Below are 8,433 nucleotides of genomic sequence, written 5' to 3' on the forward strand. Positions count from 1 at the left end.
TATGGCAGACGCGCACGCAAAACCACACCATGACTACCATCTCGTCGACCCTAGCCCGTGGCCTTTCGTGGGATCGGTCGGGGCGCTTGTCACCGCTTTTGGCGGTGTCTGCCTCATGGAATACCTGAAGGGCGGCTCCTTCCCGATCTTCGGCTTCAACATCGCCAATCCGTGGCTGTTCTTCATTGGCATCGTGATCGTCCTGTATACCATGTTCGCCTGGTGGTCTGACACGATCAAGGAAGCGCATGAGGGCCACCACACGCGCGTCGTGTCGCTCCACCTGCGCTACGGCATGATCATGTTCATCGCCTCGGAGGTGATGTTCTTCGTCGCCTGGTTCTGGGCCTATTTCGATGCCAGCCTTTTTGCCGGGGAGGTGCAGAACTACGCGCGCCACACGTTTACCGGTGGTGTCTGGCCGCCGAAGGGCATGGACGTTCTCGATCCCTTCCATCTGCCGCTTTACAACACCGTCATCCTGCTGCTGTCGGGCACCACGGTCACCTGGGCGCATCACTCGCTCCTCCATGGCGACCGCAAGGGGCTGGTCAACGGCCTGGTGCTGACCGTCGGCCTCGGCATGCTGTTCACCATGGTGCAGGCCTACGAGTACATGCACGCGCCGTTCGGCTTCAAGGATTCCATCTACGGCGCCACTTTTTTCATGGCAACCGGCTTCCATGGCTTCCATGTCATCATCGGCACCATCTTCCTGCTGGTCTGTCTGATCCGCGCGATGAAGGGCGACTTCACCCCCAAGCAGCATTTCGGCTTCGAGGCGGCCGCCTGGTACTGGCACTTCGTCGACGTGGTCTGGCTGTTCCTGTTTGCCTCGATCTACGTCTGGGGATCGGTCGGCGCGGTGATCGAAGGTCACTGATCCCGCCTTGGGATTCGATTTAGGGAGGCGGCCTCGGCGACGTGGCCGCCTTCTTCTTTTCGGCGCTATGATCATCGATCGATGGAAGATGCGGCTGATCTCGGTAATTTTCGCGTTTCGCTCGGTGGGGATCCCTTCGGCCACAAGCACCAGGAGGGCGATCAGCGCACGCCCGAGGGGCGTTATATCCTCGACTGGCGCAATCCAGCATCGCGCACAAGTCGATCCATGTGCCAAGGATCTGGCGGCCGCGAAGGCACGCAATGTCGATCCCGGCGGCATGATCATGATCCACGGCCATCCAATGGCTTCGGCTGGTGGGGCTGGCTGCTTCAATTGGTCGACTGGACCGATGGCTGCATTGGGGTTACGGACTCCGACATGGATGAAATCTGGGCAATGGTGGCCGATTGGACGCCGATCGATCGGGCAATGACCGTGAATGAAGACAACCATGAGTGAAGATAGGGCGATCTGGCCTCCGATCGATCCGATCTCGGCCGGCCTGCACGGCCGTTGCCCGCGTTGCGGCGAGGGACGGCTGTTTTCCGGCTTTCTCACCGTCGGCAAGCGCTGCGTCAATTGCGGCCTCGACTATTCCTACGCCGATGCCGGCGACGGGCCGGCGGTCTTCGTCATCCTGATCATCGGCTTCATCATCGTCGGCCTGGCGCTCTGGGTCGAGGTGACGCTGAGCCCTCCGCTGTGGCTGCATCTGCTGATATGGATTCCATTGGCCCTGGTGCTGTGCCTGACGGCGCTACGGTTGATCAAGGGCGTGCTGCTCACCCTGCAATACCGCAACAAAGCGGCCGAGGGCCGGCTGGACCGCAGCGAATGAGCGACGCTTCCGTCGAGGCCGGCGGCCGTTCGCGGCCGAGATCGGCACTGTTGTTCGCCCTTGGCCTTGTGCTGTTCTTGGTCCTGCTGGCGCTCGGTACATGGCAGATCCAGCGCCTGCACTGGAAGGAAGGCCTGCTGGAGACCATCGACCAGCGCACGCATTCGGCGCCGCTGCCGCTGGCCGAGGTCGAGAAAGAATTCGCCTCGACCGGCGACGTCGACTACACGCCGGTCACGGTTACCGGCACTTTCCTGCATTCCGGCGAACGGCATTTCTACGCGACCTGGGAAGGGGATGCCGGCTTCAATGTATACACACCGCTAGCCCTCGACGATGGCCGTTTCGTTCTGATCAACCGTGGCTTTGTGCCCTACGACCTCAAGGACGCCGCCAAGCGCACCAAGGGACAGGTGGCGGGCAAGATCACGGTCACCGGGCTTGCCCGCAACCCGCTTCCGGCAAAGCCCTCCATGATGCTTCCCGACAATGACGTGGCCAAGAACATCTTCTACTGGAAGGACCGCGACGTCATGGCCGCGAGCGCCGGCCTGCCTGCCGGCTTCACGCTGGTGCCGATCTTCATCGATGCCGACAAGACGCCAAATCCAGGCGGCCTGCCGGTCGGAGGCGTCACCATCATCGATCTGCCGAACAGCCATCTGCAATATGCTGTCACCTGGTACGGGCTTGCCGCGGCGCTTGCCGCCGTACTCATCCTACGGCTTCGCCGGCCGGCGAAAGAGGACTGAATACGAGCGATACCCTTGACAGGGCAGGGGTGGGCACCTCATTTCGGCGCTGACGAACCGGCAGGATTTAATGCTTCACACAATCGCCAAGCCTCCTCTGACGATCCGGCTCTGCCAGCCGCGCGGTTTTTGCGCAGGCGTCGACCGTGCCATCCAGATTGTCGTGCTGGCACTGAAGAAATATGGCGCGCCGGTCTATGTCCGCCACGAGATCGTGCACAACCGCTATGTCGTCGAGGGGCTGCAAAGCCTCGGCGCCGTCTTCATCGAGGAACTTTCCGAAATTCCGGCCGAACACCGGCAGTCGCCGGTCGTCTTTTCGGCGCACGGCGTGCCCAAGTCGGTGCCGGCGGACGCGCAGGCGCGCAACCTGTTCTATCTCGACGCAACCTGTCCGCTGGTCTCCAAGGTCCACAAACAGGCGATGCGTCACCAGCGGCTTGGCCGCCACGTTCTGCTGATCGGCCATGCCGGGCACCCCGAGGTGATCGGCACCATGGGGCAGTTGCCGGAAGGCGCGGTAACGCTGATCGAGACCGAAGCCGATGCTGCCCGGCTTGTGCCGGCCGATCCCAAGGCACTCGGTTTCGTCACCCAGACCACGCTCTCGGTCGAGGATACCGCCGGCATCATCCGCGCGCTGCAGGAGCGCTTTCCGGACTTGCAGGCGCCGGCGGCGGAATCGATCTGCTACGCCACCACCAACCGCCAGGAGGCGGTCAAGGACACCGCCCCGGGTTCTGACCTTTATCTGATCGTCGGCGCCCCCAATTCCTCGAATTCGCGCCGCCTCGTCGAAGTTGCGGAACGCGCCGGCGCCGCCATGTCGCTTCTCGTGCAGCGCGCCGCTGAAATTCCGTGGAATGAGATCGGCGGCATTTCGACGCTCGGCCTGTCGGCGGGAGCATCGGCGCCCGAGATCATCGTCGACGAGATCATCGACGCGTTCCGCCAGCGTTTCGATGTGACCATCGACCTGGCCATCACGGCCACCGAAACAGAGGATTTTCCGGTCATGCGGGTATTGCGCGATGTCGAACTGACGCCGGCCGACATGGCCTTCGTCAACGGGGCCGCGTGAACGGCCATGGCGGTCTATACAGACGTTGCGGAGGGCGAACTCGGCGCTTTCCTGAAGCACTACCCGGTCGGCGATCTCCTGTCCTACAAGGGCATCGCCGAGGGAACCGAGAATTCGAACTTCCTGCTGCACACCTCCAGCGGCTCCTACATCCTGACGCTCTATGAAAAGCGGGTCGAGAAGAAGGATCTGCCGTTCTTCCTCGGATTGATGGGCCACCTCGCAAACAAGGGGGTGTCCTGCCCGCTGCCGGTGACCGCGCATGACGGCAGCGTCATCGGCACGCTGGCCGGCCGGCCGGCGGTCATCATCACCTTCCTCGAAGGGCTTTCGCTGCGGCGACCGGCCGCGACGCATTGCGCCGAGGTCGGCAAGGCGCTGGCCGCGCTGCATCTGGCCGGCGCCGATTTTTCCATGAGGCGCCCGAACGCGCTCGCTCTCGATGGCTGGCGCAAGCTTTGGGATGCGTCTCGCGACCGCGCCGACGAGGTCGAGCCGGGCCTTGCGGCCGAGGTCGATGCCGACTTCGCCGATTTCGAGCAGAACTGGCCCAAGGGCCTTCCCGAGGGCATCATCCATGCCGATCTTTTCCCGGACAATGTCTTTTTCCTGGGCGAGAAGCTATCGGGGCTGATCGATTTCTATTTCGCCTGTGACGATCTCTACGCCTACGATGTCGCCACCTGCCTCAATGCCTGGTGCTTCGAGAAGGATTTTTCCTTCAATCTCACCAAGGGCAAGGCATTGCTTGCCGGTTATCAGAGCGTGCGCCCCCTGAGCGCGGAGGAGAAGGCGGCGCTGCCGATGCTGTCGCGCGGCTCGGCGCTGCGCTTCATGCTGACCCGGCTTTACGATTGGCTGACCGTCCCCGATGGCGGGCTGGTGATGAAACGCGACCCGACCGAATACATCAGAAGGATGCGGTTCCATCGGGCGATCAGGTCTCCTTCGGAATATGGATTGGCATGAGCAAGCAGGTTGAAATCTTTACCGATGGCGCCTGTTCTGGCAATCCCGGCCCCGGCGGCTGGGGCGCCATCCTGCGCTTCAACGGCACCACCAAGGAGCTTTTCGGCGGCGAGGCCGAGACCACCAACAACCGCATGGAATTGCTGGCGGCCATTTCAGCGCTGAACGCGTTGAAAGAGCCTTGCACGGTCGAGCTTCATACCGACAGCAAATACGTCATGGACGGCATTTCCAAATGGATCCATGGCTGGAAGAAGAACGGCTGGAAGACCGCCGACAAGAAGCCGGTCAAGAATGGCGAGCTCTGGCAGGCGCTGGACGAGGCCAACCGGCGCCACAAGGTCACCTGGAACTGGGTGAAGGGCCATGCCGGCCATACCGAGAACGAGCGTGCCGACGAACTGGCAAGGGAAGGCATGGCGCCGTTCAAGAAGGGGCCTTTCAGTCCGGCGGTGTCGGCACCGAAGCCCGATATCCAGGCAAAGCAGCCGCTGGTCACGAAAGCACGTCGTTCGACCCAGAGCTATTGAGCTTCTGTTCGCGGCGGCTGACCGGCCGGAGAATTTCTGTCATGCCGATCGCCTACTACATCACCCATCCTCAGGTTCAGATCGACGCCACCATTCCGGTACCGGATTGGGGCCTGTCCGACATCGGCCGGGCCAGGGCGCACGCAATGCTGAACCAGCCGTGGATCGCATCGATCGGACATGTGGTGTCGTCGGGCGAACGCAAGGCCATCGAAACCGCCGAAGTGCTCGGGCGGCATCTAAATCTTGCCGTAGAGGTGAGGCCGCGGATGCATGAGAACGACCGGTCGGCGACGGGTTTCCTGCCGCCTCCGGAGTTCGAGGCGGTCGCCGATCAGTTCTTCGCCAATCCGCACGAAAGCATTCGAGGCTGGGAGCGGGCCATCGACGCGCAGCAGCGCATCGTGAGCGAGGTCGAGGCCGTACTCGATGCCGGCGGCGCCGGCAACATTGCTGTTGTGGGCCATGGAGGCGTGGGAACACTCCTGCTGCTGTCGCTGAGTGGCAGGCAGATCAGCCGCGAAGCGGATCAGCCGTCGGGCGGCGGCAATTATTTTGCTTACAATATCGGTGCGCGCCACGTTATCCATGGATGGCAGCCGATCGACAGGCTGGAACAGCCCTGATTTTAGCGGATCAGCAGCGCCGTAACCCAAAGGCCGAGCGCGAACACCGTGTGCGAGACCAGATTGAAGGCGCGGATCTGCATCGGGTTCGGCCGCTTTGAAGCCGCCCAGCCGGCGCCCATGCCTGGCGCCAGCAGGAACCACCCGGCGCCGACGGTGACGATGCCGAGGATGAAGGCCGGAAGGTCGGGGAGGCCAGCCAGCCGGCGCCCGCCAGCACCACCAGGATGATGCCGTAGACGATGCCGACGAAGTAATGGAAAGCCCAGCCCAGCGCCTTCTCATGGGCGTAGGGCGCCGCATCACCGATATCGTCATGAAACACCTTGTCGCCGAGGTGCCAGACCCAGCGCCCGACCGGCCCCCAGTTCGGCCGTGGCTGGCCAAACGCCTTGTGCAGGAAGAACGCCCAGATATCCATCAGAACGGTAGCGCCGACGCCGATCGCGATAGCGCGCCACAAGATATCAAACATGTTGGAATCCCCTCCGGGAGCCGGCGGGGACGATTCGCGAACAAAGCAAGGTCTCAATCGATGGTGGCAACTATTAGGTGCTATTATTTGATTCGCTGCAAGTTTGGCTGGAGAGACTAGACTGCCATGGTGCAAAGCAACATCACCATCGACCCGCTTTCCTTGGCGTCGCCGGTCGAAAAACCCGAAATCATAGAGGTCTTGGACCTGGCCGCGGGCGAATATCGATCTGCAAATGAGTTGATCCGTTCATTTCGCTACGACCACCTGATTGAAGAACGCGTCAAAGTGCGCTCGGCCTTGCATTCCACACCGCTCTATAAATGCGCCCTCTGCCCTTCGGCCGTTTATCTCGTCTCCAGTCCGGGGAAACGCTTCTTCTTTCGGCATCGACATGAGGACGGGTCGTGCCCGGCACAGACGCGGAGTGCCCTTTCTCGGGACGACATACGAGCGCGCAAGTATCACGGGCTACGGGAAAGTGAGCCTCACAGACGTATCAAACATCTGATTGAACGCAGCTTGCTGGCGGACCCGACCTTCCGCGCAGAATCTATTCTTCAAGAGAGGCGATGGTATGTCACGGAGGACCGGACGCAGTGGCGACAACCGGACATCCAGGCATTGCGCGGTGAGCAACGCGTCGCGTTCGAGGCGCAGCTTTCGACAACATTTCTCGATGTCGTGGTCGGACGGCGAGACGACTACCGCAAAGGCGGCGCGCAACTCGTCTGGATCATGGCCGGTTTCCATCCCGACTATCGCCGCCTGACGACCGACGACATTCTATTTTCCAACAACTCCAATGTCTTCGTCGTCGATGACGAAACCTGCCGCCTTTCGGAAACGAACGGGGAGTTTCATCTGCGCTGTTTTTTTCGCGATCCCTATCGTGAAGGCGAAACGCACAAGGAGCGATGGGCCGAGCGAGTTGTTCGGTTTGCCGAGCTAACGATGGAGGCGGACACACAGCGCACCTACTTCTTCGACTTTGAGAAGGCAGAAAAAGAACTGTGCTCGACAATGGATGAAGAATTGCGAGCGGACTTCTTCGCCTTATGGACAGCAAACGTGCCCCCCGAGTCAGATGCGGGGAAGCCTTGGGCATCCCTCCGCCGGAAGCTAGCCGCGCGCGGTGTTTCAATCCCCGAGCGGCCCGACGGCAACAGCAGCTTCTCCACCATGATTCATGGGGTGCTCAGCGCGTTCAAGGGTGAGCCGGTTGGCTGGCAATTCCAGAAACTGGTGCAGGTCGCACATCACGTCGCAGAGATGTATCCGCAGCACGTCCTAGCTTTCGGCCATGCACTCGGGATTGCGAACCACCAGGACAAAATCGATGGCCAGGACACCAAGGGTCGCTGGCGGGATCGAAGCAAGAAACTGAAGCAAAGGCTGAAGGTGGCAGACCCGCGGCTCATGCCCGATCAGGAATGGCTGCCAGCACTTTGCTTCTTGTTCCCAGAGGTGGGATCTCGAGTCACCCGGTTTTTGGCAAGGCTAAAATTTGAGCGCGGCGTGCAACCCGATGCACTGCTGGCAGCAGAGAACACTGTCGAAATAATGTGAGAAATCTGTTGGGGCGACACGGAGTGGCACGAATGACAACGTCCAAGATCGACAAACATCTCCGTGCGCATTTCAAGGAACGGGCACGCGGGATCATTGCGCGTGATCGAATGGCGCGCAAATACGGGCAGTCTCAGAATACCATCGGCGAGATCGAACGTGCGCTGACGGAGACGTTCCTGCTCGGGCGCAATGGGGGCGAAGCCATGCCGCCAAGCGGACATCAGGGCAAGGATTTCGTCGATTGGATCGAGATATCACCTCGTGCCCGTCAAACACTGTTCTCAATCAGCGCAGGACTCGGCGACCACTCGAAGCAAGGGGCCGCGTCGCCGCACTTGCTTGAACGCGTTCTTGTTAGCGGCCGCAACCGCTGGCGGGTTGTCGGTAACGATGACCAGTATGCGCGACCTTTTTCGGACGGCGGTGTCACGCCTCTCATCAAGCTCGCGCTGCTCGAGCAAACAAACGAACCCGGTGTGCGCTTCGCCCTTACTGAGCTTGGCGTTGCGACGTGCAGAGAATTTTGGCGCCGATGGAAGGCTAGGGACCCAACGCTGCCACTCATGGGGGTGCGAAGCTAGAGCGGCGGACTTTCATGTGAGTCCATATCCTGCGGCAGCGAAGTAGTTTCTGCATTCTGTTGGGGAGAAGAGATTGCAGATATCGCCAATGGCCTGCCACAGGGCGTCGATGGTCCTGATGGC

At 61.2% G+C, this 8,433-nt stretch carries 10 protein-coding genes and 2 pseudogenes; 10 read left to right on the top strand and 2 right to left on the bottom strand.

Going from position 1 to position 8,433, the window contains the following annotated elements; translation table 11 throughout:
- Nucleotide 1: 1 nt before the first annotated feature.
- From O7A61_RS11335 to O7A61_RS11370, 8 genes are all read left to right on the top strand, one after another.
- On the top strand, nucleotides 2-883 hold the full coding sequence (locus O7A61_RS11335; RefSeq protein ID WP_337129848.1) for a cytochrome c oxidase subunit 3: 882 nt from the start codon (nucleotides 2-4) through the stop codon (nucleotides 881-883).
- 81 nt (nucleotides 884-964) lie between these two features.
- Entirely contained in the window at nucleotides 965-1,345 is a 381-nt protein-coding gene (locus O7A61_RS11340; RefSeq protein WP_337129850.1) for a L,D-transpeptidase family protein, read from the top strand.
- The gene (locus O7A61_RS11345) at nucleotides 1,338-1,724 is read left to right on the top strand and encodes a DUF983 domain-containing protein (RefSeq protein WP_337129851.1); all 387 of its coding nucleotides are present in this window, start codon (nucleotides 1,338-1,340) and stop codon (nucleotides 1,722-1,724) included. Before O7A61_RS11340 ends, O7A61_RS11345 begins: the two co-directional genes overlap by 8 nt.
- Nucleotides 1,721-2,476: an SURF1 family protein gene (locus tag O7A61_RS11350; RefSeq protein ID WP_337129852.1), complete on the top strand. Its 756-nt coding sequence runs from the start codon at nucleotides 1,721-1,723 to the stop codon at nucleotides 2,474-2,476. The genes O7A61_RS11345 and O7A61_RS11350 overlap by 4 nt, the downstream gene beginning before the upstream one ends.
- Nucleotides 2,477-2,546: 70 nt before the next feature.
- Nucleotides 2,547-3,557, top strand: a complete 1,011-nt coding sequence (gene ispH / locus O7A61_RS11355; RefSeq protein ID WP_337129853.1) for a 4-hydroxy-3-methylbut-2-enyl diphosphate reductase — start codon at nucleotides 2,547-2,549, stop codon at nucleotides 3,555-3,557.
- Between the two features lie 6 nt (nucleotides 3,558-3,563).
- Nucleotides 3,564-4,526: a homoserine kinase gene (locus O7A61_RS11360; RefSeq protein WP_337129854.1), complete on the top strand. Its 963-nt coding sequence runs from the start codon at nucleotides 3,564-3,566 to the stop codon at nucleotides 4,524-4,526.
- Entirely contained in the window at nucleotides 4,523-5,056 is a 534-nt protein-coding gene (gene rnhA, locus O7A61_RS11365; RefSeq protein ID WP_337129855.1) for a ribonuclease HI, read from the top strand. Before O7A61_RS11360 ends, rnhA begins: the two co-directional genes overlap by 4 nt.
- A 41-nt stretch (nucleotides 5,057-5,097) precedes the next feature.
- Complete coding sequence (locus O7A61_RS11370; RefSeq protein WP_337129856.1) at nucleotides 5,098-5,682, top strand: histidine phosphatase family protein; 585 nt, start codon at nucleotides 5,098-5,100, stop codon at nucleotides 5,680-5,682.
- A gap of 2 nt (nucleotides 5,683-5,684) precedes the next feature.
- Here the strand turns inward: O7A61_RS11370 and O7A61_RS11375 are convergent.
- Nucleotides 5,685-6,157: pseudogene (locus O7A61_RS11375) on the bottom strand (DUF2938 domain-containing protein).
- 126 nt (nucleotides 6,158-6,283) lie between these two features.
- Here O7A61_RS11375 and O7A61_RS11380 point away from each other — a divergent pair.
- Both O7A61_RS11380 and O7A61_RS11385 read left to right on the top strand, forming a co-directional pair.
- Nucleotides 6,284-7,726, top strand: a complete 1,443-nt coding sequence (locus O7A61_RS11380; protein WP_337129857.1) for a DUF6035 family protein — start codon at nucleotides 6,284-6,286, stop codon at nucleotides 7,724-7,726.
- Between the two features lie 32 nt (nucleotides 7,727-7,758).
- Nucleotides 7,759-8,310, top strand: a complete 552-nt coding sequence (locus O7A61_RS11385; protein ID WP_337129858.1) for a hypothetical protein — start codon at nucleotides 7,759-7,761, stop codon at nucleotides 8,308-8,310.
- A gap of 12 nt (nucleotides 8,311-8,322) precedes the next feature.
- Here O7A61_RS11385 and O7A61_RS11390 read toward each other — a convergent pair.
- Nucleotides 8,323-8,433, bottom strand: a pseudogene (locus O7A61_RS11390) (IS630 family transposase); the annotation flags it as partial.

The sequence above is a fragment of the Mesorhizobium sp. Cs1321R2N1 genome, assembly GCF_037179725.1.
Taxonomy (GTDB): domain Bacteria; phylum Pseudomonadota; class Alphaproteobacteria; order Rhizobiales; family Rhizobiaceae; genus Mesorhizobium; species Mesorhizobium salmacidum.

What these genes read in the sequence shown, in the direction of transcription:
- ispH (WP_337129853.1), top strand. Translation starts at nt 2,547, where the DNA reads ATGCTTCACACAATCGCCAAGCCTCCTCTGACGATCCGGCTCTGCCAG.
- O7A61_RS11335 (WP_337129848.1), top strand. Translation starts at nt 2, where the DNA reads ATGGCAGACGCGCACGCAAAACCACACCATGACTACCATCTCGTCGAC.
- O7A61_RS11380 (WP_337129857.1), top strand. Translation starts at nt 6,284, where the DNA reads ATGGTGCAAAGCAACATCACCATCGACCCGCTTTCCTTGGCGTCGCCG.
- O7A61_RS11385 (WP_337129858.1), top strand. Translation starts at nt 7,759, where the DNA reads ATGACAACGTCCAAGATCGACAAACATCTCCGTGCGCATTTCAAGGAA.
- O7A61_RS11340 (WP_337129850.1), top strand. Translation starts at nt 965, where the DNA reads ATGGAAGATGCGGCTGATCTCGGTAATTTTCGCGTTTCGCTCGGTGGG.
- O7A61_RS11350 (WP_337129852.1), top strand. Translation starts at nt 1,721, where the DNA reads ATGAGCGACGCTTCCGTCGAGGCCGGCGGCCGTTCGCGGCCGAGATCG.
- O7A61_RS11360 (WP_337129854.1), top strand. Translation starts at nt 3,564, where the DNA reads ATGGCGGTCTATACAGACGTTGCGGAGGGCGAACTCGGCGCTTTCCTG.
- rnhA (WP_337129855.1), top strand. Translation starts at nt 4,523, where the DNA reads ATGAGCAAGCAGGTTGAAATCTTTACCGATGGCGCCTGTTCTGGCAAT.
- O7A61_RS11370 (WP_337129856.1), top strand. Translation starts at nt 5,098, where the DNA reads ATGCCGATCGCCTACTACATCACCCATCCTCAGGTTCAGATCGACGCC.
- O7A61_RS11345 (WP_337129851.1), top strand. Translation starts at nt 1,338, where the DNA reads ATGAGTGAAGATAGGGCGATCTGGCCTCCGATCGATCCGATCTCGGCC.